At 71.2% G+C, this 25,558-nt stretch carries 22 protein-coding genes; 9 read left to right on the forward strand and 13 right to left on the reverse strand.

Going from position 1 to position 25,558, the window contains the following annotated elements; all coding sequences use genetic code 11:
• Window positions 1–68: 68 nt before the first annotated feature.
• The 10 genes from QF027_RS05520 to QF027_RS05565 form a co-directional block, all read right to left on the reverse strand.
• Entirely contained in the window at window positions 69–2,084 is a 2,016-nt protein-coding gene (locus QF027_RS05520; RefSeq protein ID WP_306985446.1) for a glycoside hydrolase family 31 protein, read from the reverse strand.
• A 5-nt stretch (window positions 2,085–2,089) separates the two neighbouring features.
• Window positions 2,090–2,917: a carbohydrate ABC transporter permease gene (locus tag QF027_RS05525; RefSeq protein ID WP_306985444.1), complete on the reverse strand. Its 828-nt coding sequence runs from the start codon at window positions 2,915–2,917 to the stop codon at window positions 2,090–2,092.
• Window positions 2,914–3,825, reverse strand: a complete 912-nt coding sequence (locus QF027_RS05530) for a carbohydrate ABC transporter permease (RefSeq protein WP_306985442.1) — start codon at window positions 3,823–3,825, stop codon at window positions 2,914–2,916. The genes QF027_RS05525 and QF027_RS05530 overlap by 4 nt, the downstream gene beginning before the upstream one ends.
• A complete protein-coding gene (locus tag QF027_RS05535; protein ID WP_306985440.1) occupies window positions 3,822–5,066 on the reverse strand; it encodes a sugar ABC transporter substrate-binding protein in 1,245 nt (414 codons plus the stop codon). The genes QF027_RS05530 and QF027_RS05535 overlap by 4 nt, the downstream gene beginning before the upstream one ends.
• Window positions 5,067–5,111: 45 nt before the next feature.
• Window positions 5,112–6,056 (reverse strand): LacI family DNA-binding transcriptional regulator, encoded by a 945-nt coding sequence (locus tag QF027_RS05540; RefSeq protein WP_306985438.1) that lies wholly within the window; start codon window positions 6,054–6,056, stop codon window positions 5,112–5,114.
• Window positions 6,057–6,058: 2 nt separating this feature from the next.
• Complete coding sequence (locus QF027_RS05545; protein ID WP_307073034.1) at window positions 6,059–8,680, reverse strand: SpoIIE family protein phosphatase; 2,622 nt, start codon at window positions 8,678–8,680, stop codon at window positions 6,059–6,061.
• A gap of 124 nt (window positions 8,681–8,804) precedes the next feature.
• Window positions 8,805–11,999, reverse strand: coding sequence for an amidohydrolase family protein (locus QF027_RS05550; RefSeq protein ID WP_307073035.1), 3,195 nt, complete (start codon window positions 11,997–11,999; stop codon window positions 8,805–8,807).
• A 122-nt stretch (window positions 12,000–12,121) separates the two neighbouring features.
• Complete coding sequence (locus QF027_RS05555; protein ID WP_306985433.1) at window positions 12,122–12,721, reverse strand: hypothetical protein; 600 nt, start codon at window positions 12,719–12,721, stop codon at window positions 12,122–12,124.
• A gap of 171 nt (window positions 12,722–12,892) precedes the next feature.
• On the reverse strand, window positions 12,893–14,221 hold the full coding sequence (locus QF027_RS05560) for an enolase C-terminal domain-like protein (RefSeq protein WP_307073037.1): 1,329 nt from the start codon (window positions 14,219–14,221) through the stop codon (window positions 12,893–12,895).
• A 37-nt stretch (window positions 14,222–14,258) separates the two neighbouring features.
• Window positions 14,259–15,596: a gluconate:H+ symporter gene (locus tag QF027_RS05565; RefSeq protein ID WP_307073039.1), complete on the reverse strand. Its 1,338-nt coding sequence runs from the start codon at window positions 15,594–15,596 to the stop codon at window positions 14,259–14,261.
• Window positions 15,597–15,774: 178 nt separating this feature from the next.
• Between QF027_RS05565 and QF027_RS05570 the strand changes: the two genes are divergently transcribed.
• The gene (locus QF027_RS05570) at window positions 15,775–16,545 is read left to right on the forward strand and encodes an IclR family transcriptional regulator (protein ID WP_307073041.1); all 771 of its coding nucleotides are present in this window, start codon (window positions 15,775–15,777) and stop codon (window positions 16,543–16,545) included.
• A 939-nt stretch (window positions 16,546–17,484) separates the two neighbouring features.
• Here QF027_RS05570 and QF027_RS05575 read toward each other — a convergent pair.
• Window positions 17,485–17,988, reverse strand: a complete 504-nt coding sequence (locus tag QF027_RS05575) for a DUF6597 domain-containing transcriptional factor (RefSeq protein ID WP_307073043.1) — start codon at window positions 17,986–17,988, stop codon at window positions 17,485–17,487.
• Between the two features lie 436 nt (window positions 17,989–18,424).
• Between QF027_RS05575 and QF027_RS05580 the strand changes: the two genes are divergently transcribed.
• Entirely contained in the window at window positions 18,425–19,603 is a 1,179-nt protein-coding gene (locus QF027_RS05580; RefSeq protein ID WP_307073045.1) for an MFS transporter, read from the forward strand.
• 27 nt (window positions 19,604–19,630) lie between these two features.
• Here QF027_RS05580 and QF027_RS05585 read toward each other — a convergent pair whose 3' ends face one another.
• Window positions 19,631–19,966, reverse strand: a complete 336-nt coding sequence (locus tag QF027_RS05585) for a hypothetical protein (RefSeq protein WP_307073047.1) — start codon at window positions 19,964–19,966, stop codon at window positions 19,631–19,633.
• Window positions 19,967–20,194: 228 nt separating this feature from the next.
• Here QF027_RS05585 and QF027_RS05590 point away from each other — a divergent pair, with 228 nt between their 5' ends.
• Window positions 20,195–20,365, forward strand: coding sequence for a hypothetical protein (locus QF027_RS05590; RefSeq protein ID WP_306985419.1), 171 nt, complete (start codon window positions 20,195–20,197; stop codon window positions 20,363–20,365).
• A 10-nt stretch (window positions 20,366–20,375) separates the two neighbouring features.
• On the opposite strand, the gene QF027_RS05595 is transcribed toward QF027_RS05590, so the two are convergent.
• A complete protein-coding gene (locus QF027_RS05595; RefSeq protein WP_307073049.1) occupies window positions 20,376–21,071 on the reverse strand; it encodes a type 1 glutamine amidotransferase domain-containing protein in 696 nt (231 codons plus the stop codon).
• A gap of 50 nt (window positions 21,072–21,121) precedes the next feature.
• Here QF027_RS05595 and QF027_RS05600 point away from each other — a divergent pair, with 50 nt between their 5' ends.
• From QF027_RS05600 to QF027_RS05625, 6 genes are all read left to right on the forward strand, one after another.
• A complete protein-coding gene (locus QF027_RS05600) occupies window positions 21,122–22,066 on the forward strand; it encodes a LysR family transcriptional regulator (RefSeq protein WP_307073051.1) in 945 nt (314 codons plus the stop codon).
• Window positions 22,067–22,143: 77 nt separating this feature from the next.
• On the forward strand, window positions 22,144–22,878 hold the full coding sequence (locus tag QF027_RS05605) for a maleylpyruvate isomerase family mycothiol-dependent enzyme (RefSeq protein WP_307082285.1): 735 nt from the start codon (window positions 22,144–22,146) through the stop codon (window positions 22,876–22,878).
• Between the two features lie 75 nt (window positions 22,879–22,953).
• Window positions 22,954–23,673 carry an IS630 family transposase gene (locus QF027_RS05610; protein WP_307073053.1) on the forward strand — a complete coding sequence of 240 codons (720 nt, stop codon included), beginning with the start codon at window positions 22,954–22,956 and terminating at the stop codon, window positions 23,671–23,673.
• 2 nt (window positions 23,674–23,675) lie between these two features.
• On the forward strand, window positions 23,676–23,999 hold the full coding sequence (locus QF027_RS05615; protein ID WP_307082287.1) for a transposase: 324 nt from the start codon (window positions 23,676–23,678) through the stop codon (window positions 23,997–23,999).
• The gene (locus QF027_RS05620) at window positions 23,989–24,597 is read left to right on the forward strand and encodes a plasmid pRiA4b ORF-3 family protein (protein ID WP_307073054.1); all 609 of its coding nucleotides are present in this window, start codon (window positions 23,989–23,991) and stop codon (window positions 24,595–24,597) included. Before QF027_RS05615 ends, QF027_RS05620 begins: the two co-directional genes overlap by 11 nt.
• The gene (locus QF027_RS05625) at window positions 24,594–25,394 is read left to right on the forward strand and encodes a class I SAM-dependent methyltransferase (RefSeq protein WP_307073056.1); all 801 of its coding nucleotides are present in this window, start codon (window positions 24,594–24,596) and stop codon (window positions 25,392–25,394) included. The genes QF027_RS05620 and QF027_RS05625 overlap by 4 nt, the downstream gene beginning before the upstream one ends.
• The last annotated feature ends 164 nt before the right edge of the window (window positions 25,395–25,558 follow it).

Below are 25,558 nucleotides of genomic sequence, written 5' to 3' on the forward strand. Positions count from 1 at the left end.
CAGAGTCCCACCTCGACGGCGCCCCGGACACTCGGCGCACGCCGCCGGGGCGGTGTGCGACCTCCTGCTCACAGAACGTGCGCTCCGGCCCGTAGCCAGAGCGGGGCGGCGGTGAGGGGGATGCGGACCCGACGCCAGGCAGGTCCGGTGATCGGCCCTCCGGAGCCCGCGTACGGCAGCCACTCCCCCGGCGGGAACCACACCTGTCTGCGTCCACCCGGCGCGTACAGGGGGGCGACCAGCAGGTCGAGGCCCAGCAGGTACTGGAGGTCGGCCGCGTGGGCGTCCGGGCGGTCGGGGTGGTCCAGTGCCATGGGACGGGCGAGCGGTTCTCCGGTGCGGACCGCGTCGGCGGCGGCGCGGTGGACGTACGGCAGCAGGCTCGTGCGCAGCCGGGCCGCGTGCAGGACGGCCGTGTACGCCTCCTCGCCGAAGTCCCAGGGCAGCCGGGACGTCATGCCGTGGAACCGGCTGAGGGGTGAGAGCAGGCCGAACTGCGCCCATCGGACGAAGAGTTCGGGATCGGGTGTGCCATGGAAGCCGCCGATGTCGTGGCTCCAGAAGGGGTGGCCGGAGAAGGAGAGCGAGAGGCCCGCGCGCAAGGTCGACGCCAGGTCCTGCCAGCTCGCGTTGGGGTCGCCGGTCCACTTGGCGCCGTGTCGCTGGCCGCCGGTCCAGGTGGAGCGGCCCCAGGTCAGGCCGTGGCCCGCGGCCTCCTGGGTGACCTCGGCGACCAGGTCGTTGAAGAGCAGGGGGTAGAGATTGTGCAGCCGGTCGCCGGTCATGCCGTCGTACGCCACCGCCTCCGCGGGAACCGCCTCACCGAAGTCGGTCTTCAGGACCGAGGCTCCGGTGGCCAGGGTCTGGCGGACGCGGTCCCGGAACCAGTCGACGGCGCCGGGATGGGTCAGGTCGAGGACGGCCGAGTCCGGGTGGGCGCCGCCCCAGACCTGGCCGGTCCAGGTGGTGCCCGAAGGGGCGTGCAGGAACCAGCCGTTGCGGTCCGCCTCGGCGAAGTACGGGCTGTCGACGCTGACGTACGGGTTCATCCAGAGCGAGACGTGGAAGCCCTGTCCGGCCAGGTGGGTCATCAGCCCGCGGGGGTCCGGGAACGCCTCGGTGTCCCATTCCATGTCCGACCAGCGGCCGGGCCGCTGCCAGTAGGTGTCGATGTGCAACACGTCGCAGGGGAACCCGAGTTCGCGGATGCGGCGGGCTCGCTGGCGTACCTCGTCCGCGCTGTCCCGGCGGAAGCCGCCGGAGATCCAGGGGCCGAAGGCCCAGTCCGGGGGCAGCAGGGCCGGGCCGGTCAGGTCGCGGTAGGTGCGCAGGCACTCGGTGGGGGTGCCGGTGATCAGGTAGTAGTCGAGTTCCTCGTCGGGGACGGTCAGCGACCAGGCGCCGGTGTTGCTGTGGGCGAGGTCGAAGGAGGCCGCGGTGGTGGTGTCCACGAGAACGGCGTAGCCCCGGCTGGAGAGCAGGAACGGGACGGCCTTGTAGGAGCGGGTGCCGGTCGAGCCCTGAGCGTCCTCGACCCAGCAGTCGACGCGTTGGCCGCGCAGCTCAGGGCCGGTGAAACGCTCGCCGAGTCCGTAGAAGTGCTCGTCGGGCTCGGTGAACCAGCTGTCGTGGTACGCCAGTCGGCCGTCCGCGAGTGCGGTGACGCCGAGGGGCAGGACGGTCCTGCGGTCGCTGGGGTCGCTCACATCGGTCGCCTGTTGTAGATGACGGTTCGTCAACTCCATGACGAACGGCGTCAGACGGGCTTCGAGACACAGTGACTCGAGGTGGAGGGTGAAGGCGTCCGGTGACTGCTCGACCGTGCAGCGGGTGTCCGTCGGCGCGGTGACGACGGACACCCGGGGCGCCGCCGGCACGCCGTCCAACCGCAGCGTGATCCGTAGGCAGTTGCCCGTCGCAGGGCGCAGACGGAGGATGCCGGTACGTCCGGCCGCGGTGCGTACGTGGAGGGTTACACCGTCCTTGTCCGCGCGGGTGACGCAAGCACCGGTCAGGGGATCCGGCGCGGCCGGGATCAGGGGTGGAGGCGGTGCCACCCAGGGCGCGCGGTCACGAGGATGCATGGCGTTCAGCCCCTCACGCTGCCCGCGGTGAGCCCGCCGACGACGAAGCGCTGGAAGACGGCGAAGACGCAGACCACCGGGATGCTGATGAGGGTGGCGGTGGCCATCAGGGCGCCCCACGACGTCCCGTGCTGCCCGATGAAGGCGTTGAGCAGGACGGTGACGGGCTGGACGTCGGGCCCGTCGGCGAGCGTGAGCCCGAACAGGAACTCTCCCCAGCCGATCAGGAAGGACAGTCCGGCAGCCGCGACCACACCGGGCACCATGAGCGGCAGGACGACCCGCAGCAGTACACCGGGCAGCCCGCAGCCGTCGACCAGGGCCGCCTCCTCCAGCTCCGGGGACATGCTGCGCATCACGGGACGCAGCACGATCACCGTGAAGGGCAGCGTGAGCGTGGTGTCGGCGGCGATCAGTCCCAGGTAGGTGCCGGTGAGACCGGCCCGGCGTTCGAGGATGAACAGCGGGGCCGCCAGCACGATGGCGGGCGGGAGCTGGGCGACGAGGAGGGCGAGCACCATCGTGCCCGAGCCCCGCATGCGGATGCGGGCGAGGGCGTAGGCCAGCGGCACGCCGAGAAGCAGCGTGAGCGCGACCACCCCACAGGAGATGACCAGACTGTTGAGCAGGGCCCGGGTCAGGCCCTCGTACCCCAGAGCCGTCGAGTAGTTCTCGCCGGTGACGGGGCTGGGCGCCCACTGCGGGTCCGGCGTCTGGATGCGGTCCGGCCGGGTGAGGCTGGTCTTCACCATCCAGTACACCGGCAGCAGGAAGACGGCGGTGACGAGGGTGGCGATCGCGGTCAACAGCCAGGGGTGGCGCGGCGGTCTCATACGGCACCTCCCGCCGGCGCCTCGTCCTCGCGCCGCAGCCGTCGCACGTACCAGACACCTGCCAGCAGGGGTACGACGAGCAGCAGCAGGCCGGCCGCGGCTCCCTGGCCGAACCGGAAGAACGTGAAGAACACCTCGTAGACGTAGAGGGAGAGCACGCGGGTGGCGTCGACGGGGCCGCCGCCGGTCATCACGAAGACGAGGTCGAAGACCTTGAAGGTGTAGAGAAGGCCGAGGAGGAGGACGGTCACCGAGACGGGCCGCATCAGCGGGAGGGTGATGTGGCGGAGGCGCTGCCAGGCGCTCGCCCCGTCGATGGCGGCGGCCTCGTGGAGCTCGGGGTCGATGGTGTGCAGTCCGACCAGGAGCAGCAGCATGTTGAAGGGCACGCCGACCCAGACGTTGGCGAAGACCACCCCGGCCATCGAGGTGGACGGGTCGGTGAGCCAGTCGTGGGACAGACCGCTCAGGCCGACTGCTTGGAACAGGGCGTTGTAGGCGCCGGACTCCGCGTCGAGCATCCAGCGGAACAGGGTGCCGCTGACCACCGGGGGCAGCAGCCAGGCGATCAGCAGGAGGGACCGCATAAGGCCGTTGAGGGGGAACGGGCGGGCGAAGAGCAGGGCCAGGGCGAAGCCGATCGTGAACTGGAGCAGCAGCGAGCCGCAGGTGAAGACCAGGGACAGGCGCACGGAGTGCCAGAAGGCCGGGTCGTCGGCCACGCTCCGGTAGTTGTCCAGTCCGTTGAACCGCTCGGCCCCACCGAGGAGTTGGCCCAGGTCGAGGTCGTGGACGGACGTCCACACGTTGTAGAGGAGCGGGTAGGCCAGGAAGAGGGCGAGGAAGGCCATGCCCGGCAGGCAGAAGAGGTAGCCGGTGCGGCGGCGGCGCGCGGAGGGCTGGTTCATTGCTCGCCCAGAGCTTTGTCGATCTTTCCGGCCGCGGTCCTGGCCGCGGCGGACGGGGACGCGGATCCGGTGAGCACGGCCTGCTCCGCCTCCGCGACGGCCTGCGAGGCCTCGGCGTAGTGGGCGCCGTACTGGCGCGGCCGGGCCAGGGGCAGCTGGCTGAGGAAGAGCCGCAGGGCCGGGTCCGAGGCCCAGCTGCCCCGGTCGGCGAGGTCCTTGCGGGCGGGGAGTTCACCGAAGGCCACCAGGTACGGCACCAGGACCGAGGGACGCTGCGTGTACTCCAGGACCTCCCACACCTTGTCCACGTGCTTGCTGTTCGCCATCGCGACCCAGTTCTCCCCGCCCAGGCAGGTGGCGGCCTCCTTGTCGCGGGGCAGGGCGACGACGTTCCAGTCGAAGTCGGCCTTCTTCAGCGTGGGGATCTGCCACGGGCCGTTGATCTGCAGCGCGGCGCGCTGGTTGAGGAAGCGGGTGTTGACGTCCTGCTGGGTCCAGCCCACGCACTGTTCGGACAGGGAGCCCTTGGCGATCAGTTCGTCCAGGAAGGTGAGCGCGGTGGCGCCGTAGGTGCTGAAGGTGTCCAGGTCGCCGCCCGCCTGCCAGAGGAAGGGCAGGAACTGGAAGACACCTTCCTCGGTGTTGATCGCGCTCAGCGCCAGGCCGTAGCGGTCGCCGCTGGTGAGTTTCTGGGCGGCGGAGGCCAGTTCGTCCCAGGTGGTGGGGGGTTCGACGTCGGCGGCCTTGAGCATGCGGGTGTTGCAGTAGAGGGCGAGGCAGTTGCTGTTGTTGGGGATGCCCAGAGTCTTTCCACCCACCTGGCAGCCCTCCCAGGGCCCCTTGTAGTACTGGTCGGCCTGGCCCCATTTCTTCACTCTGGCGGTGAGGTCGGCCAGCAGACGGCTGCTCCCGAGGGTGTTCATGGCGACGTTGTCGACGATGGCGAGATCGGGCAGGTCGCCGGAGATCGCCCCCAGGGTGATCTGCCGTTCCAGCTCCGCGAACGGGAAGGTCCGCCGCTCGATCCGCACGTCCGGGACGCCGGCCTCGATGTCCTTGATCAGGCGGTTCATTCCGGGCTGGAAGTTGTCCAGGGTGAAGTAGTCCCACCACTTGAGGGTCACCGGGCCCGACGTGTCCGAGCTGCAGGAGGTCAGGGCCGCACCTGCGCCGAGGGCGGCAGCGGCCGCTGTCGCGCCCGAGGCGCGGAGAAAGCTGCGGCGGTCGAGGGGGTACGACATGTTCTGCTCCCAGGGTTCGGTGATCGGGTCACAGAAACGGACGTATCAGAAGTCCAGGTCCAAATCGGGGAAATCGGGGAGTTCGTTCTCGGGTTCCGAGCCCGGCACCGGTCGGCAGCGCCCCGTGCTGCCGCGCAGGGTGATCAGCGGTTTCAGCAGGACGTGCCGGGGAGGCGAGTCCGGTGAGCGCAGCCGCCGCATCATCAGGTCGACGGCGACCCGGCTCATCTCCTTGGCGGGTATATCGGCGGCGGTGAGGGGCGGATTCACCTGTTCGGCCCAGGGGCTGGCCGCGACGCCGACGACGGAGAAGTCGCGCGGCACGCTGCGGCCGTGTCGGGTGAGTCCGCGGTAGACGCCTTCCAGGGCCGCTTCGTTCATGGTGACCAGCGACGTCGTCGCCGGGTCCTCGCTCAGGATCCGCTCCACGACCTCCTCTCCCGAGGCGAGGTCGTCGCCGCAGAGATAGGCGTGCGGGGTGAGCAGCAGTTTCTTCATCGCCTCGGTGTAGCCCTCGTCCCCCAGCCGTGCGAAGCCGTAGCCGCTGTTGAACAGTTGCTCGGACCGGTTGACGAAGGCGATTCTGCGGTGACCGAGGTCGGCGAGGTGCTGGACGCAGCCGCCGGCCAGGCCGGCGAAGTCCAGATCGACCCAGCCGGCCACGTCGGCCCGATGGTTGCGGCCGATGGCCACGAAGGGGAAACCCGCCTCGGCCAGGCTCTCGACGCGGTCGTCCTCCCGGCGGATCTCCATGACGATCACGCCGTCCACCCGCCGGTCGTCGATCATCCGCAGGAAAGAGGGGTCGTCATGGCTGCCGGCGGGGGCGAGCAGCAGGTCGTAGCCCTGCTGGGCGGCGGCCTCGGCCACCCCGCCCACGAAGGCGAGCTGCATGGTGGTGTAGTCACGGAGGCGGCCGGCGGGCGGGTAGAGGAGCCCCACCGTGTGCGTGCCGCCGCCGGAGTCGTCGGTTCTGGGTCGCGCTGCCATGGTCAGCCGGCCGGGAGGGATTGTTCGGCCCAGATGGTCTTGCCCAGGGGGGTCTGGCGGGTGCCCCAGCCCTGGGTGAGCTGGGCGACCATGTGCAGGCCGCGGCCGCCCTCGTCGTAGGTGCGGGCGCGGCGCAGATGCGGGGCGGTGTTGCTGGCGTCGGAGACCTCGCAGATCAGGGTCCGGTCACGGATGAGCCGGAGGCCGATCGGAACGGCGCCGTAGCGGATGGCGTTGGTGACCAGCTCGCTCACCACCAGCTCGGTGACGAACGCCGCCTCCTCCAGCCCCCACGCGGTGAGCTGACGGGTGGTCTGGGCGCGGGCGTCGGCCACGATCGACGGGTCGGAGGGCAGGGACCAGGCGGCGACCTGGTCGGCGTGCAGGGCACGGGTGCGGGCGAGGAGCAGCGCCACGTCGTCGGAGGGGCTCTTGGGCAGCAGATCCTTGAGAATGATGTCGCAGGTCGTTTCCAGCGAGGTGACCGGACCGGCCAGGGACTCGCACAGCCGGTCGAGCCCGAGGCCGACGTCACGGTCGCGCGCCTCGACCAGACCGTCGGTGCAGAAGGCCAGCAGACTGCCCTCGGGCAGCTCCAGCTCGGTGCACTCGAAGGGCAGCCCTCCGACGCCGAGCAACGGCCCCGGCGTCAGATCCACCACCCGGGCCGTGCCGTCGGGGAGGAGCACGACGGGCGGGACATGACCTGCGCTGGCGAAGGTGCACACACGGGAGACCGGGTCGTAGACGGCGTACAGACAGGTCGCACCGATCTCGCCGCTGACGACGTACGGCTCGTCCGGAGCGATGTCCTCCTCGTCCGTGGACAGGTGGGTGACCAGATCGTCCAGGTGGGTGAGGAGTTCGTCCGGGGGGAGGTCCACGTCGGCGAGGGTGCGGACGGCGGTGCGGAGCCGGCCCATGGTGGCGGAGGCATGGATGCCGTGCCCGACGACGTCCCCCACGACCAGGGCCACGCGGGTGCCCGACAGGGGCACGACGTCGAACCAGTCGCCGCCCACGCCCGCGCCGGTGCCGGCGGGCAGGTAGCGGTACGCCACCTCGACGGCCGCCTGTTTGGGCAGGTCCCGGGGCAGGAGGCTGCGCTGGAGGGTGAGGGCGTTGGTGCGCTCACGGGTGTAGCGGCGGGCGTTGTCGACGCCGACCGCGGCCCGGCCCGCGAGTTCCTCGGCGAGGATCAGGTCGTCCGGTTCGAAGGGCGGGGAGCCGCTGCTGCGGGCGAAGACCGCGACGCCGAGGGTGATGCCCCGGGCGCGCAGGGGGGTGGCCATGACGGAGTGGAACCCGTACTCCGCCACGCGTGCGGTGCGCGTCTCGTGTCCGGCGATCCAGGCCGCGAAGTCGGGGTCGTCCGCGCCGCTGAGCACCGGTTTTCCCTCGGCCAGACAGCGGGCGGGCGGCGAGAACGGCGGGTAGGTGTCCATCCCGCCGAGATCGATGGCCGCCTCGGGTACGCCCTCCCCCTCGGCGGCGGACTGGTGGGCGACCCTGCGGAGCACCACGGCCGCATCGACCGGTCCCGGCACGGGTTCGTCCCCGCGCAGCACGGAGTCGAGGAGGTCCACACTGACGAAGTCGGCGAGGCGCGGGGCGGCGAGATCGGCGAGCTCCTGGGCGGTGCGGGTCACGTTCAGGGTGGTGCCGATGCAGGTGCCGGCCTCCTGCAGCAGGGCGAGCCGCTGCCGGGCCGCGTGCTGGTCGCTGCTGTCGAACGCGGCGGTGCCCACGCCGACTACCTCACCGGTCGCGGGGTCGCGGACGGGCCAGAGCTCGATGACCCAGGCGCGGTGGTGGGCGGAGCCGCGGGGGACGGCAGCGCCCGGAGCGCAGGCCGGTTCCGGGGCCAGACACTCGTAGCGCATCGGGGCGCGTTCTTCGGCGACTCGGCGGACACACTGGAGGAAACCCTCATCGGCGGGAGCGGGCGCCTGCGGCTCGTATCCGGCGTCGAGGGCCACCCCGCGTGCGGCTTGGCGCATCGCCGGTTCACCCCCGTCCCTGGCGGTCGGCCGGTCTCCGTCCCCGGCCGGCGGCTCGCCTCCCTCGGTTCCTGCCGCTCGCTCCCCGCCGTCGGCTCGTACCTCTCGCTCCTCGGCTCCTACCGCTCGTGCTCCGCCCTCGACCCCTGTCCCTCTCTCCCCGCTCCCCCTCTCCCCGCTCTCCGCCGTCGCGTTCCGGCGCCACGAGCCGGACGTCACGCTGTGGGCGGAGAGCGCGATCGAGGCCTGGTCGAAGGCCCACTCCACCAGACTTCGGTCGGGGCCCGGGGAGAGGGTCACGACGAAGGAGTGGGCCGTGCCGTCGCGGCCCAGCGACGGCTGGGCGTGCAGGGCCGTTTCGACGGGGTGGCCGTCCCGATGCCGCAGTGCCGCCGTGCCCCTCCATTCCTGGGAGCCGGTGAGAGAGAGTCCGGTCGCCCCGGGAACTCCCTCACCGAGCAGCAGATCTGTCGCGGCGCGCCCTACGACCTCCGGGGCTCGGTGGCCCAGCAGTCGTCGAGCGCCCTCGCTCCACCCTGTGACCACGCCGTCCAGGCTGAGGGTGACCGTCGCGACATCGGATGACCACCCGCTGTGACCGTTTCCTTGATCAAAAGTGGCCATTCTTGCTCTATTCGCGCGGTGAGGTGCCTCACAGACCCAGAGTGCGCGCCGCACAGGAATCGGACAAGTCAGATCCAGGGACCCGTAGGCGTCCAGGCGTCAGACCTGCATCGCCCGGTGTCCCTCACAGCGCGGTCCCCGGATCGCAGCATCCCTCACGCCGCAGCTGTTCGCTCACGCCGAGCCATTCCGCCTCGGAGGTCGCGTCGGAGAACACACCGGAGCGTCGCACGGAGTCGAAGGCGTCCACGAGGTCCGTCTGCTCGAAGCAGACACCTCCGCGCAGCACAGCCACCGTGCGGATCAGAGTGTCGAAGTCGGTGAAGGGGTCACCGTCCACGACCGTGAGATCGGCGAGCTTGCCCTCCTCCAGCGTGCCCAGGTCGGCGTCCGCGCCGAACACACGGGCGGGCAGCAGGGTGGCGGTGCGCAGGGCCTCGGCGGGAGACAGCCCGCCGCGGTGCAGCGCCCGCAGGGCGAGGTGCAGGTGCAGACCGACCGGCACGAGTGGCTGGTCCGTGCCGAGCGCGATATGACCGCCGTCGGCCAGGATGCGCCCATACACGGCCATCTCCCGGTCGAGAGTGGCCAGTTGGGCGGCCGTGGGCGGCTGACCGGCCTGCTGGCGGACCAACGCGGTGTCCCACGGCGGCATCAGGGAGGTGACACGGCGGTCCTCCGCGAGGGCGGGGTCCGCGCCCAGCAGGGCGAGCGCCGTGAACGGGGTGGCGACGAGATGGAAGCCCGCCTTGGTGTAGATCTCCTGGACGTCCTGGTGGACACGGCCCGTGGCGGTGGTCGCGTGCCCGAACTCCAGTCGCTGGGTCGCCTGCAGATGGGTCGTCAGGTCCTGTCCGAGCTGCACGCCCGGCGTGCAGAGATGGCTGCCGCTGCGCACACCGAGCCGCTCGTGCGCGAAGTCCGCGGCCTCCTTCATCACCCAGCCAGGGGCACGGACGTACGTCTTCACGAAGTCCCAGTCCAGCGCCGCCCCGCGCTCCAGCGAGCGCCGCAGCCCCTCGGGGGTGCGGTGCGCGCGGCCCATGCTGTAGGCGACGCGGGCCCCGTCGAGCAGTTCCCCGGTGGCCAGCAGCCGCGGCCCGGCGAGTACTCCGGCGGCGACCGCCTCACGGATACGGGCCTGCTCGTAGGCGAAGCCGCCCAGGGAGACGGCGGTGGTGATGCCGTAGGCGAGTTGCAGCGCGGTCTGACGTCCGCCGTAGGTGCTCTGCCAGGGGTGGGTGTGCGCGTCCCAGAGCCCTGGGAGCACGGTGCGGTCGCTCGCGTCGAGTCGGCGTGCGGCCGATCGCCCGGTGCGGTGCGGGGAGACCTCCGCGATACGGCCGTCACGGATCAGGATGTCGATGTCCTCGCGGACGTCCGGTCCGGTGCCGTCCCAGAAGCGGCCGGCGTGCACGAGCGTGTCGGCGGGGCGGGGGCGCCGGTACTCCAACGACACCTTGACGGTACGGGCCTTGCCGCTGCGGACGTCGATCAGGCGCAGGGCGCCGGCGGAGAGGTGGAGCAGGGTGTGGCCGTCGGCGGACCAGGAGGGGTGGTCGGCGGGCTCGGTGGTGAGGCGGCGCGGCGCACCGTCGGGGGTACCGTCCGAGCGGACCGGCAGCAGCCACAGAGCGGACTCGGCGACCACGGCCATCCAGCGGCCGTCCGGCGACCAGACCGGGCCGGAGTCGTAGCGGTCGGAGACAGAGGTGTGCGGGGCGAGGGCGTGCAGGGCGGCGGTGCCGGTAGTGGTGTCGACGACCCGGATGAGGTTGTAGCCCTCGCGGAAGCGCTGGTTGAGTCGGTTGCGATCGCACAGGGCGAGGTACCGCCCGTCGGGAGACCAGCTGGGGCGGCCCGGCAGACCGCCCGCGCCGAGCGGTGCGACGAGGGCCCGTTCGCTGCCGTCGGGCAGGTCGCGCACGACCAGGGTGCCGGACATGTCCAGGCAGGCCAGCCGGGTCCCGTCGGGCGAGAGGGCGGGGAAGACCCGGCCGCCGTCGGCAAGCACGGTCTCCTCGCCGGAGTCGAGGTCCCGGCGCCGTACGGCGAACAGTCCGTCCCGGTCGTCGGCGAAGACCAGCCCCGTGCCGTCGGGTGTCCAGGTCGGCCCCAGCACATAGCGCGTGTGCGGGACTTGGAGCACCCTGCGGGGTGCTCGCCCGCCCGTCGTCCCGGCGGTCCACAGGGAGTTGAGCGCGGCGAAGGCGACACTGCGTCCGTCGGGCGAGAGGGCGGGCAGATGCAGGGCGCGCACGGGCCGGGTGCCGGCGCCTTCGAAGTCGTACGCCTTGCCGCGGTAGCGGGGCCGTGGCACGGGCATTGCGGCCGTGAACGGGATCTCCTCCCCCGCCGCGGGCGCCTCGGGGTCCGCGAGGCGGAAGTGACCGTCCACCGCGAGCAGGAGCCGTTCGCCGTCGGTCCAGCGGGGCGGCGCCGGAAGGACGTCGCCGTCGATGGCGATCGGCGTGCCGTCCACGACGAGGGTGCACGAGGCGCTGGGGGCGGGCGTGGTGCGCAGATACGCGAGGCGGCCGCCCGGTGAGACGGCCGGGGTCATGAGCTGGGCGCCGGAATCGTCGGTGTGCTCGACGGTGACCGGTCCCGAACCGTCGGCGGCGACCGAGGCGACGGTGTCGGCGCGCAGGGTGCCCGTGGTGGTGACGGCCGCGCGCACGAACAGCACGCGCTCGCCGTCCGCCGACCAGGTCGGGTCGAAGTCCTCCCAGGCACGCCCCTGTACAGGGCCTTGCTGGGCGGCGCGTCCGGTGAGCCGGGTCAGTGCGCCGGAGCGTACGTCGACGACCCAGATGCGGTACGGGCTGCCGGTCACGGTGTCGCCGCCGCGCTCGGAGGCGAACGCGACCCGGGTGCCGTCCGGCGACCAGGCGGGGCCGCGGTCGTCCCAGGGCCCGTCGGTGAGCTGTCGTACGTCGCTGCCGTCGGACCGCAGCGTCCAGAGGTGGAAGCCGCCGCCGCGGTAGGCGCACACGACGAGGCGGCCGCCGTCGGGCGAGAACTGCGGACGGGTGGGTTCGAGGCCGGGCGAGGTGAGCGCGACGGCGGTGCCACCGGTGCGCGGAATGGACCAGAGCACGTTCTGCACTTCGGCGACGAGCCGGTCGCCTGCCGGGGAGAGCGTCGCGGAACCGCCGGTGGCGGCGGTGAGGGAGAGGGTGACCGTGTGGGAGGGCTCGGCCGAGGCGGGTGGACCGGCGGCCGCGACGGCGGTGGCGGTGACACCGGCGGCCTGGAGGAATCTGCGGCGGGAGAGCGGACCGGTCCGGAAGGTGTCATGTGTGCCGTGGGCGTCCAAGGGAGCCTCCAGTGCGCGGGTGAGATGCCGGTCGACAAGGGCCCTTCCCCGCAGGGGCCGCTCCTGCTCCCGAACACCGGGTCCGGGAGCGGTTTTCCGCCCCCGGACACCAACCCCTCAGCTCACAGACCGTCACGCACCATCGCGTCGACGATCCGCACGTGGCGGTCGGCCGCCGTGCCGGAGAACTCGTTCTCATAGTTGAGGCCGTAGGGCCAGAAGTGCCCGCCGCCGGTGGACAACTTGGCCGAGGAACCGTCGAACTGCCGCACGAGGGCCGTCGCCTGAGCACCCGTCCAGGTGCCACTGCCGCCGAGAGAGGACCAGCCCGAGCTCGTGCCCACGCCGATGGTGTGGGCGATCTCGTGCAGAGCGGTCCGCTCGGTCATGTAACTGCGGTTGCTGCCGAAGCGGATGGTTCCGTTGAGGTTGCCGTCCGCGGTGGGCACGCTCGTGTCGTAGCGGACGGTGATGGACTTCCCCAGGTCGCTGAGGTTGTTGTAGCGCGCCACCGCGGCGTTCATCGCCGAGGTGATGAGGGTGTACGCCGCCTGCTGGTCCGCGGTCGGGTTGCTCGCCCGCTCCAGGGTCCAGGTGATGGTGGCCGCCGCGACCTGTTCCTGGGGTGCGGGCGCGGCGGGCGGGGCGGCCTGGGCGACGCCGGGGCCGGCCAGAAGCAGGGCGGCGAGCGCTGCTGCCACTGCGGTCTTTCGTGGGTTCATGTGGGGTCCTCTTGTGGGGGTGGATCCTGTGGGGGGTGGATCCCGTGGGGGGAAGTCGAGGCATGAACTGGAAAGCGCTTTCCAAGGTGTCCCGGATGCTAATGAGGTGTCTTGGTCATGTCAACGACTTCGGACGCCCGGAATCCGGCGACACCCCCTCGCCGCTCCGGCTCAGCGCACGAGACAGGGACGCTTGGCGTCGAAGGCCCAGTCCTTGACCAGGTACCGCATCCCGACGGCGTCGTCGCGCCCCGACGAGGCGACCTGCTCGTGCAGTTCGTGTGCCGCGAGGAGCCGGTCCATGTCCAGACGGACCCCGAGACCGGGCGTGTCCGGGACGGCGACCTCGCCGCCGGTGATCCGCGGCGGTTCGACGGTGAGCCGTTCCAGGCCTTCCTGCCAGATCCAGTGGGTGTCGAGGGCGTTGTACTCGCCCGGGGCGGCGGCACCGCAGTGCGCCATCATCGCGAGCGAGATGTCGAAGTGGTTGTTGGAGTGGCAGCCCCAGGTCAGCCCCATGGCATGGCACAGCTGCGCGACCCGGACCGAGCCCTGCATGGTCCAGAAGTGCGGGTCGGCGAGCGGGATGGACACCGACTGCAGGGCCAGGGCGTGGGTCAGCTGCCGCCAGTCCGTGGCGATCATGTTGGTCGCGGTGGGCAGCCCGGTGGCCCGGCGGAACTCGGCGAGGATCTCCCGGCCCGAGTAACCGCCTTCCGCACCGCACGGATCCTCGGCATAGGCGAGCGTGCCGACGAGCGGACGGCACAGCTCGACCGCCTCGCGCAGGGACCAGGCACCGTTCGGATCGAGGGTGATCCGGGCCTCGGGGAACCGCTCCTTGAGCGCGTGGACGGCTTTCACCTCCTCGCTGCCCGGCAGGACACCGCCCTTGAGCTTGAAGTCACGGAAGCCGTAGTGGTCGTAGGTGGCCTCGGCCTGGCGGACGATCGCCTCGGGGGTCAGTGCCTCCTCGCGCCGGATGCGGTACCACTCCGCTTCCGCACCGGGCTCACGGACGTAGTCGAGGTCGGTGCGGCCCGGGTCGCCGACGTAGAAGAGGTATCCCAGAACCCGTACGGCAGCGCGCTGCCGGCCGTCGCCGAGCAACGTCACGACCGGGACGTCGAGGTGCTGTCCGAGCAGGTCCAGAAGCGCCGACTCGACGGCGGTGACCGCGTGCACGGTCGTCCGCAGATCGAAGGTCTGGGCACCGCGGCCGCCCGAGTCACGGTCGGCGAAGGTGTCGTGGAGAGTGCGCAGGACGCGCTTGTAGTCGCCGACACGGGCACCGACGACCAGCCGCTCGGCGTCGCGGAGGGTGCGCGTGATGCCGTCGCCGCCCGGCACCTCGCCGAGGCCGGTGCGTCCCTCGGAGTCCTCGAGGACGACGACGTTCCGGGTGAAGTAGGGAGCGTGGGCACCGGAGAGGTTCAGGAGCATGGAGTCCCGGCCGGCGACGGGATAGACGGAGAACTTCGTGACGACGGGCTGGCTCATGGCGAGGCGGTCCTTCTGACGAGTGATGAGGGAGAGGTCAGACCTTCAGGGCGTCCAGCACCTGTTCCAGCACCAGTACACCGCCGAGGCCCAGGATCGCGAGTACCGTCGTGTACGTGGTGCGCGCCTTGATCGCGTCGATGACGGACAGGTTGAAGTACTCCTTGAACATCCAGAAGCCCGGGTCGTTGACGTGCGAGAAGGCGATCGACCCGCAGGAGACGGCGAGCACCATGACCTCGGCGTGGACCCCGCTTCCCGCGAGCAGCGGCAGTGCCACGCCGGAGGCGGTGACGACCGCGACGGTCGCGGACCCGAGGGCCACGCGCAGGATCGCGGCGATCAGCCAGGCCAGGATGATCGGCGAGATGGACCAGCCGTCGGTCGCGTCCTTGATGTAGTCGGATATCCCGCCCTCGACGAGGACGTTCTTGAAGGCACCGCCCGCGCCGATGACCAGCAGGATCATCGCCATGGCCTGGGCGGCCTCCTTGCACGAGGTACTGACCTCGGCCAGGCTGCGCCCCATGCGCGGCCCGAAGACCCAGACGGCCACGAGCAGCGTCAGCAGCAGGGCGATCGGCGCGGAGCCGATGAAGGCGACGAAGTGCAGCCCGGCGCTGTCCCCCGAGGTGGCCAGGTCGGTCACCGCGGCACCGGCGATCAGCACGACGGGCAGCAGGGCCACCGCCAGCGACCAGGCCATGCCGGGCATCTCCTCCTCCTCGAAGACCCGGTCGCTGACCAGGCCCTTGGGGATCTCGGGGTTCATCCGCCGGACGAACGGCAGGCGCGGCCACAGCAGCGCGATGAACGCGCCGACCGGGACCGCGATGAACAGGCCGTAGAACAGGGTCAGTCCGACAGAGGCGTGGAAGGTGGCGGCCACGGCCGTGGGGCCCGGGTGGGGCGGCAGGAAACTGTGCATGGTGGACAGGGCGATCGACATCGGCAGTCCCACCCAGAGGAGGTTCACCCGGGTGACCCGGACGAGGGTGAAGGCGATCGGCACGATGATCACGAAGGCCACCTCGTAGAACATCGTCACACCGATGAGCATCGCGGACAGCACCATGGCGACCTGCACCCAGCGCGGGCCGCAGACGTCGAGGAGTTTGCCGGCGATCCGTTGCGCGGCGCCGGAGTCCCCCATCACACGACCGACCATGGCGCCGAGCCCGATGGTGAGCATCGTGTCGCCGATCTGGTCACCGATGCCCTCGGAGAGGACGTCCGGTATGTCCTCGAGGCCGATGCCGCGTACCAGGGCGACACCCACGGCGACCAGGAGGAGGGCGGCGAAGCCGTTCAGTCTCAGCTTCGTCATCAAAAAGAGCAGGACGAGGACGCTGATCCCGACCACGACGAGTGGCATGTGTCAGTTCTCCTTTGAACTGGCAGTGCGATGAGGAGAGTTCACCGGAGCATCCCTTGAAGTCACTCTGCTGAACGCGATCCTCATACAAAGACGTTGTCTACATATGAGGACGGAGGCTAGATGGACAGATCACCGGGGGTCAATGGGTCTGCACGAATCGCCTTACGATCGGCCCATGTCGCAGCGCGCAGGCGTACCCGAGGTGAAGTCGGCGGTCCGTACCGTCGCGGTGCTCGAGCTGCTCGCCGCGCGGGGCGAGCGGCCCGCGCGGCTGCGCGAACTCTCCGAGGCGTTGGGGGTGCCGCGCAGCAGCATGTACGCCCTCCTCCAGACCCTCGTGGAGTGCGGCTGGGTCCGCACCGACGCGACCGGATCCCTCTACAGCGTCGGGATCCGCGCCCTGCTCACCGGGACCAGCTATCTGGACAGCGACCTGTACGTCCGCGCGGTGCGGCCGTATCTCGACGAGGCGTCGGACGCGCTCGGCGAGACCATCCACCTTGCGCGACTGGACGGTTCGGACGTGGTCTACCTCGCGACACGGGAGTCGCACGAGTACCTGCGCACGATCAGCCGCGTGGGCCGGCGGGTGCCCGCGCACGCCGGGGCACTGGGCAAGGCACTGCTCGCGGAGCGTGCCGACGACGACCTCCCGCTCGGTGACGAGCCGTTGAGGGCGCTCACGGCCAACACCCATATCGCTCGGGCCACTCTGCTGGCCGATCTCGCGGAGGTACGGGCGCGTGGTTACTCGGTCGACCGGGAGGAGACGGTCGTCGGCATCGCCGGCTTCGGGTTCGCCTTGCGGTACGACGCGCCGGCCGTCGATGCGATCAGTTGCTCGGTGCCGGTGTCCCGGCTCACAGCGGAGCATGAGCGGCGCATTGTGGCGGTGATGCGGGAGATTCGTTCGAAGATCGAATCGGCGGTGCCGTTCCGCGGGTAGGGGGCCCCTTGGCTGCGGGCAGGCTGAGGCGGAGCCGCGTGTCCATGCAGCTTCGCGTCCCTGGGCGCCGATATGGACCAGATCCCCGCCGCACGACCTCTTGCACCTTCGGTGACAGCACCTCCAGCGGGGCGACCGCACGCCCACCGCGGACCACCTGAAGCCCTCGCACCGTCCGGTCGATCACGAGCTCGTAGCGCAGGCCCACGTCGGCGAGGTGGCCGTCCTCCCCGTGACCGCTCCGTCGGCGGGGTGCCGGCGTACGGTGTCGCAACCTCGACGGTGAAGTCACCGCTGTGGAGGTGGAGACAGTCGGGTACCGGGGCCCACCAGCGCAGGCGCCCACCGACCGCGGAAAGAAGGAACTCGTCCCAGGTGACCGCCGGCCTGGTGGGTCGTCTCCGTGGTCGGCAGATCGAGAACGTCGCGCCGGAGGGCGACGAGCGCTCAGCCGCCGCGACGCACTTGGGCCGCAACGCCTGCGCGGATTCTCAACCGCCCCGCTGCCACAGGGAGACGGCCAGTGCGGTTCCTGAGCCGATGGACGTGTCCTGGCCGGGCGGCTTCCTCTGCGGCCTCGGACGGCGCGGGCCGACCGGTCGGACGGTCCCCCGTGCCATCCGACCGGCCGCCGGTTGTTCAAGCGCGCACGCTACAGGCCCGCACTCGACGCGGTCTTGGACAAATTTGCACTCGTGGAGAGAGCCAGAGAGAGCCAACGTCCCCTCCACGTGTCGCGAGGACACCATCTGTCCGGGCGTGGTCCCGGCGATGGCCCGGAACTCACGGTTGAGGTGCGCCTGATCGTAGAAGCCGCAGACCGTGAGATCTCGGTCAGACTCGTGGCCCCGCGACCGAGCAACGCCACGGCGTGACGGAAGCGCAGCACCCGGGCGGACGCCTTGGGGGTGAGTCCGATCTGCTGCGTGGACCGGCAGGTCAAGTACCCCTTGCTCCACCCCACTTCGGCGGCGATACGGGTGATCGGGATCGCCTCCGCGCTGCCGGCGAGCAATTGGCAGAGGCGCGTCCCACCTCGGGCGTGGGCCGCGGGCCGTACTCGAGCCGGGCGAGCAGCGCCGCGTCCAGCAGGTCGAAGCTGGCGGTCCAGTCAGGAGTGGCCGCCATCCGCTCCACCAACACCCCGGCTTCGGGCCCCAGAACGTCCCGGATCTCGACGGCCAGATTCGTCAACTCGCCCATCGGCAGGCCGAACAGCCGGTACGCACCCAGTGGCGTGAACTCCACCCGGGTCGCCTCCTGGCCGCCGGGATGCGTACAGGTCGCGGGCCGGTCCTCCAGCCCTACCACCAGCGACCCGATGTTCCCACTGCCCGCGTCCGGCACGCCCAGCCGGCGTACCTGTGAGAACGGCTCCGCGAGACTGATCAACAGGGTCGCGCGCCCCGTCGGCACCAACCGTGCCTCGTACGGTGTGGCCACCGCTTCCCAGTAGCCGACACAACTGCGTAAGTACGGCCGTAACCCCCGGATGCCAGGGCCGGGTCACCCGCCACAGCCCACCGAGCCGCGCGACCTCGACCGGCCCTGCCCCGGCCATGACACCCCGTGCACCAGGCACCACCAGGAGCGCTCCTCTCGCCCTCGAGGAACCGCCCCTGAGCCAACCGCCTGGCAGCTCCGTGCTTTCCAGCATCCAAGTCACCGCACCGGACTCGCGAGCAACCGGGTGAAGTTGGCATGCAGGGGGTGCGGATCTGACGGCGGTGGGCCTCAAGCCCGTGGTGATCGTCGGGCCCGACGGCCGGACCTGTTTCCCACGTCCGCCGCGGCCACCCCCACACCCCCCGCTCACTCGAACACCCTTGCCGACAATCGAGCACACGCCTACGATCACTTTGTGCCGCTCATAAACAAAATGCGTACGCGCATCACCGTGCCGGACGACACCCTCACCCGACTCCGTATCGCCCTCACCGTCTTCTTCGCCCTCGACGGCTTCGTCTTCGCCGGGTGGGTCGTCCGCATCCCCGCGATCAAGGAACAGACCGGCGCCTCCGCCAGCGCCCTGGGCCTCGCCCTCCTCGGCGTCTCGGCCGGTGCGGTGATCACCATGATGCTCACCGGCCGCCTCTGCCGCCGTTACGGCACCCACCGGGTCACCGTCGTCTGCGCCGTCCTGCTCTCCCTCAGCGTCGCGCTGCCGCCGCTCACCCACTCCGCGGTGGCACTCGGCGCCGTACTCCTGGTCTTCGGCGCCGCGTACGGCAGCATCAACGTCGCCTTCAACAGCGCCGCGGTCGATCTCGTGGGCGCTCTGCGGCGGCCCATCATGCCCAGCTTCCACGCCGCCTTCAGCCTGGGCGGAATGCTCGGTGCCGGGCTCGGCGGGCTGGTCGCCGGAGCCCTGTCCCCCACACGGCACCTGTTCGGCCTCACCGTGATCGGACTGCTCGTCACCGCCGTCGCGGGCCGGACCCTGCTGCGCATCCCGGCCCCGACACCCCCGCAGGAGGTGCCCCGGCAGACGTCCGCGCCCCGCCGCCGGGGCACCCGCACCCGCGGTCTGGTCATCACCTTCGGCCTGATCGCCCTGTGCACGGCCTACGGCGAGGGCGCGCTGGCCGACTGGAGCGCCCTGCATCTGGAGCACGACCTGGACGCCACACCCGGCGTCGCCGCGGTCGGTTACTCGTGTTTCGCGCTCGCCATGACCATCGGCAGGCTGACCGGTACCAGGCTGCTCGAACGACTCGGCCAGACCCGCACGCTCGTGGGCGGCGGCACCACGGCCGCCCTCGGCATGCTGCTCGGCGCCCTCGCCCCCGCCGTCTGGGCGGCACTGCTCGGCTTCATGATCACCGGGCTCGGCCTCGCCAACCTCTTCCCCGTCGCCGTCGAGCGCGCGGGCAGGCTGGCCGGGCCCGACGGGGTGGCCATCGCCTCCACCCTCGGCTACGGCGGCATGCTCCTCGGCCCGCCCGCCATCGGCTTCATGGCCGACTGGTTCTCCCTCCCCGCCGCCCTCACCAGCGTCGCGGCGCTCGCCGCCACCGCCGCGGTCATCGCACTGCTGACCCGACGCGCGGCGGGCTGATGCGCGCACAGGCGCAGGCCCGCCGGATCACTCGGGATGGGCCACCGCCTCCTTCTGCAACTCCACGGCCGCCAACAGGCTCAGCTTCGGCTCCGCCTTGCGCAGTGCCCGTACCGCCGCGACCGAGGTGATGTCGCCCGTGAAGCCGACGGCGGCCCACCGGGAGCGGACCCAGCGGGCGCGCAGCTCGGTCTCGGTGGCGGCGGCGGTGGACTCGACGAGTGCCAGGGCGCGTTCCAGCCCGGGGCGTTCCTCGGGCGGGGCCTCGGCCAGTGCCTGGCGCAGGGCCGCTCCGACGACGTCCGTGTCCCGGACGAGCAGCACGAAGTTGTGTTTCTTGTTCAGTCCCGCGATTCCCGACATGCGGCTCATCGTGACGGCCATGTTCCGTGTCCGCCAAGCGACTTGAGGAGCCTCAGAGGCTCGGCCCCCTGTCCTTCAGGGCCGGGCCCCGCGCTCGGGCACGCACCCCGCGCAGGAACAGGTCGAGGAACCCCTCCCGGACCCCACGCACGGTGACGCCACGGAGGCACGCGACGTAGGTACTGAAGGAGGCGACCGGGGTCGTGAAGGTCTCCGCGACGTTCGAAGGTGCAGCGGGCCGCGATCAGCCGGCCGGGGGCTGTCGCAGGTCTCGGCGAGGGCGTCGTACAAGATCCCGATGCCCGTGTCGAGGCTGCCCGTGCGGGGTGGGCGTCGGCCGACCCGGCCTTCGTCGGCACCTGCACCGACGCCGTGGTGCTGCCCGCTCTCGGGGTCTGAGCCCGAGGGATCAGTCCAGCTTCTTCAGCAGTTCGACGGCGAGGGGCGCGGAGGACGCCGGGTTCTGCCCGGTCACCAGGTTGCCGTCGACGATCACATGCGGAGCCCAGGGCTCGGACACGTCGACCTGGACGCCGGCCTCGGTGAGCCGGTCCTGGAGCAGCCACTTGGCCTTGCCGGCGAGGCCCGCCTGGGTCTCCTCGGCGTTGGTGAAGGCGGCCACCCGGCGCCCGGCGAACGCGTTGGAGCCGTCGGCCTTCGTCGCCACGAGCAGGGCGGCGGGGGCGTGGCAGACGACACCGAGAGGCTTGCCGCTCTCCAGGGCGAGGGTGAGCAGCCGGCCCGAGTCCGCGTCGACCGCGAGGTCCTCCATCGGTCCGTGGCCGCCGGGGTAGAAGACGGCCGCGTAGTCGTCGAGGTTCACGTCCTCCAGCCGTACCGGCTGCTGGAGTTCGGCGGCCGAGGCGAGCACCCCGGCGATGCGGTCGGCGTTCTCCTGGCCGCCGTTGACCTCGGCCGCGAGGCTGCCCTTGTCCACGGTCGGCACGACACCGCCAGGGGTGGCCACGACGATCTCGTGTCCGGCGGCCTTGAATGCCTCGTAGGGAGCGACGGCCTCCTCGGCCCAGAAGCCGGTGGGGTGCTGGGTGCCGTCGGCCAGGGTCCAGTGGTCGGCACCGGTCATCACAAAGAGAATCTTCGACATGGTGAGACCGTAGTCCCGCCCTGCCATAGAAATCCAATAGGCTCAGGCATATGAGGGATAGGAACACCAATGGCTTCGAGGAGCCGGGGCAGACCTTCGGCGTCCCGCTGGACCTGAACCTGCTGCGGACGTTCCTGACGGTGTACCGCACCGGCTCCTTCACCGCCGCCGCCCCTCTGCTCGGCCTGTCCCAGCCCACGGTCACCACCCAGATCCGCACTCTGGAGCGGCGGTTGGGCCGCGAGCTGTTCGAGCGCCGGGCGCGGGGCGTGACCCCGGCGCCCTACGCGGACGAGCTCGCCGCCAGGATCGTGCAGCCCCTGGACTCGCTCGCCATGGTGGCAGGGCCCGCCGGGGACAGGGAGGACGCCCCGGCGGAGCCGGTGCATCTCGCCGGCCCGGCCGAGCTGCTGTCCCGGTGCGTCCTGCCCGGTCTCGCGCCCCTGGTGGACCAAGGGGTACGGCTGCGCATCACGCCGGGTCTGACCGAACCGCTCCTGGACGACCTGCGCGCGGGCCGCCACGACCTGGTGATCGCCACGTTCCGGCCGCGCGGCCGGACCCTGACGGCCGTGCCCCTCAACGACGAGGAGTTCGTGCTGGTCGCCTCTCCCACCTGGGCACAGCGGCTGAGCGCCCCCGCGTCCGTCGCGCCCGCGCTGCACGGCGTCCCGCTCGTCGCCTACGCCGACGATCTGCCCATCGTGCGCCGCTACTGGCGGCACGTCTTCGGCCGACGTCTGGTCCGCCAGCCCGCGGTCACGATGCCGGACCTGAACGCGGTCAAGGCCGCGGTCGTCGGCGGCACCGGATTCACCGTGCTCCCCCGTTATCTGTGCGTCGAGGAGCTGCGTTCGGGGACCCTGGTCCTGCTCCACGACCCCGAAGACCCGCCCCTCAACACGAGCTTCCTGGTGCAGCGGCCCGGCACCTCCGGCAACCCGCACGTGGCGCTCGTCCGCGACCACCTGCTCCAGGCCGCCCGCGACTGGTGACTTGGTCGATGTCATCCCCTGACGACGAAGTGTGGAAGGCGCGCGAGCAGGGCATCGCCCTGGGGCACACTCAGTCCATGGAGACTGCCGAGTTCATCCACATCCTGAACCGGGAAGGCCTGTTGCTCGCGTCGGCCGCCGAGCAGGCCGGACCGGACGCCAAGGTGCCGACCTGCCCGGACTGGCAGGTGCGGGACCTGCTGAAGCACACGGGGACCGTGCACCGTTGGGCGACCGCGTTCGTGGCCGAGGGACACTCCGACCCCGTTCCCTTCCCCGACCGGCCCGATCTCGACGGTGCGGAGTTGCTCGACTGGTTCCGCGAGGGACACCGCCTCCTGGTCGGTGCCCTCGGCGCCGCCGACCCCGGCTTGCAGTGCTTCCAGTTCCTGCCGGCCCCGTCGCCGCTCGCGTTCTGGGCCCGGCGGCAGGCGCACGAGACAGCCGTGCACCGCTTCGACGCGGAGGCGGCCCGCGGCGGCACCTCCGAGGAGCTCGGCCGGGACTTCGCGGCCGACGGCATCGACGAGTTGCTGCGCGGCTTCCACGCCCGCGCGAAGAGCAGGGTCCGCGCCGACGAGCCCCGGGTGCTGCGGGTGCGGGCGAGCGACACGGACGGCGCCGTGTGGACCGTACGACTGACGCAGGAACCGCCCGCGGCCGAGTACGGCGATGCGGGGAAGGCCGACTGCGAGGTGTCCGGGCCCGCCGCCCGGCTGTATCTGGCGCTGTGGAACCGGTTGCCGTTCCCGCGGGTGACCGGGGACGTGTCGGTCGCCGGCCTGTGGCGGGAGAAGTCCGCCGTGGGCTAGTGCTGCGCCGCGGACGTTCCGCGATGGCCATCGGCTCGTTGACCGGGCATGGTGCTTGACGCTGATGATCGGCGTGTGCTGGAGGCACGGGTACGGGCCGATACCACGCCGCAGCGCGATGCCCGGCGGGCTCACACAGTCCTGCTCGCGGCCGGTGGCTGTCGGGCCTGGCGGATGGCGGAGATCGTCCGGGTAGATGTCTCGCCGGTGGTGCGATGGCGGGACCGGTTCGCCCGGGAGGGAATGGCCGGACAGAAGGACCGGCCCCGCTCGGGCCGGCCGCCGGTCTACGGGCCGCAGGTGAGGCTGCGGGTCGTGGCGGCGGCCACCAGCACGCCGCCGCACCCCTGTGACGGCGGGTCGCATCGGCTGATCGCCGATCATCTGGCGGACACGGGCATCTCCGCCTCCCAGGTCGGACGCATCCTGGCCGAGCTGCGGCTCAAGCCGCACCGGGTCCGAGGCTGGCCGACCCGGCCCGCCGACCCGCAGTTCTTCGCCAAGGCGGCCGAGGTATGCGCCCTCTACCGCATCTGCCCGCCGGGCTCAATGGTGCTGTCAGTGGACGAGAAGACCGCGATGGCCGCCCGCTCGCGCAAGCATCCCGGTCGGCCGCCGGGCCCGGGACGGGTGCGGCGGCGGGAATGCGAGTACATCCGCCACGGCACCGTCTCGGTCACCGTCGCGCTGGACGTGCACACCGGTCAGGTGGTCATGGAGGAGCTGGAGCGCAACGACTCGCGCACTTCATCCGGTTCCTGGCCCGGCTTCAGCGGTGCGTTCCAGCCGGGCTGACGATCCATCTGATCCTGGACAACGGCTCCTCGCACACTTCCAGGGCCATCCGGGCGTGGCTGAAGCGGCATCCGCGGATCGTGCCGCACTACACCCCCGAGCAAGACTCCTGGCTGAACCAGGTGGAGATCTCCTTCTCCCTGCCGGCCCGCGCCGTCCTGCGTCACGGCGACTTCTCCTCCCGCACCGACCTGCTTGAGAAGGTCAGCGACTTCGCCATCGTCCACAACGAGACGGCTTGTCCGTTCCGTTGGAACTACGACGGTCGACCCCGCCAGACCGGGGACGAGCCCGCAGCCGCGAGGGAAGAGTGCCATGCCCGCTGACTCCGTCCGTCAGATCAAGGTCACCCTGGCCGACATCCACCCGCCGATCTGGCGGCGGCTGCAGGTCCCGGCCGACCTCAGACTCGCCCGTCTGCACCTGGCGATCCAGCCCGCGACGGGCTGGGAGAACCACCACATGCACCTCTTCACCCTCCCGGCCGGCGACGACGGGCTACGCGACAGCGAACCCGGTCACCGCGACGAGCGGAAGGCCCCCGCTGGATACGGTCGCTCCCACCGTCGGCGACACGTCAGCTGCACCTATGACGTCGGCGACGACTGGGTCCACCACATCGAGGTGGAGAAGGTCCTGTCCACCGCGCCAGGTGCCACCTACCCGCGCTGCCTGACCGGCCGTCGAGCCTGCCCACCCGAGGACCGCGGCGGCCCCTGGGGCTACGCGGACTTCCTCGCCGCGATCACCGACCCCCAGCACGAGCAGCACGAAGAACTCCTCGACTGGATCGGCGGCACCTTCGATCCCGACCGCCTCACCACCGACGCCATCAACCAGCACCTCACCGCCCGAGCCATCGGCGGGACTTGTGCGGTGCAGCAACTCTTGTGCGGTACAGAGCAACTAGGGTACGGCGTATGAGCCAGACTCCCGTCGACCCCGTCGCGCACAACCGCCTTGCCTGGGACCGCGAGGTGGAGGAGGGCAACGAGTGGTCACGCCCGGTCGGCCCCGAGGTGATCGCGAAGGCGCGGGCCGGCCAGTGGTCCATCGTCCTGATCGGGTACCAGCCGGTCGACCCGACCTGGTTCCCGCCGGAGATCGCCGGTCGCGACGTGCTCTGCCTCGCCTCCGGCGGCGGGCAGCAGGGTCCGGTGCTGGCCGCGGCGGGCGCGCGGGTGACCGTCTTCGACAACTCGCCCCGCCAGCTGGCGCAGGACGAGATGGTCGCGGCGCGGGAGGGGCTCGACCTACGCACCGTGCTCGGCGACGCGCGCGACCTGAGCCCGTTCCCGGACGCCTCGTTCGACCTTGTCGTCCACCCGGTCTCCAACCTGTTCATCCCGGAGCTTGCGCCGGTCTGGCGCGAGTGCCACCGCGTGCTGCGCCCCGGCGGGACGCTGCTGTCCGGCTTCCTCAACCCGGACGTCTACCTCTTCGACGCCGAGTCCTTGGAGGCGCGCGGCGAGCTGGTGGTGCGCCACCGTCTGCCCTACAGCGACCTCACCCACCTGGAGCCCGCCGAGCGGGAACGGCTGTGGGGCCTCGACGCGCCGGTGGAGTACAGCCACACGCTCACCGAGCAGCTCGGCGGGCAGATCGCGGCGGGCTTCGCCATCACCGGCTTCGCCGAGGCGCCGCACCACTCGGAGGCCACCGCCGGCTGGCTCTCCGGCTACTTCGCCACGAAAGCGGTCAAGGCCGGCGCCGGTCACTGACCCTCCACCGGCCGGGCCAGGTCAGCAGTGAGTCCGGCGGGCGGCTGGGTCAGGCGGGCAACGACCCTGCTGATACACAAACCGGGAACACCCCGGCCTCAGCAACACCGCGTCGCTCATCGTGGCGGCAACCGTGGGGCACCCGCACCACGCGTGACCGCCTC

The organism is Streptomyces canus (assembly GCF_030816965.1).
GTDB classification, from domain to species: Bacteria; Actinomycetota; Actinomycetes; order Streptomycetales; family Streptomycetaceae; genus Streptomyces; species Streptomyces canus_E.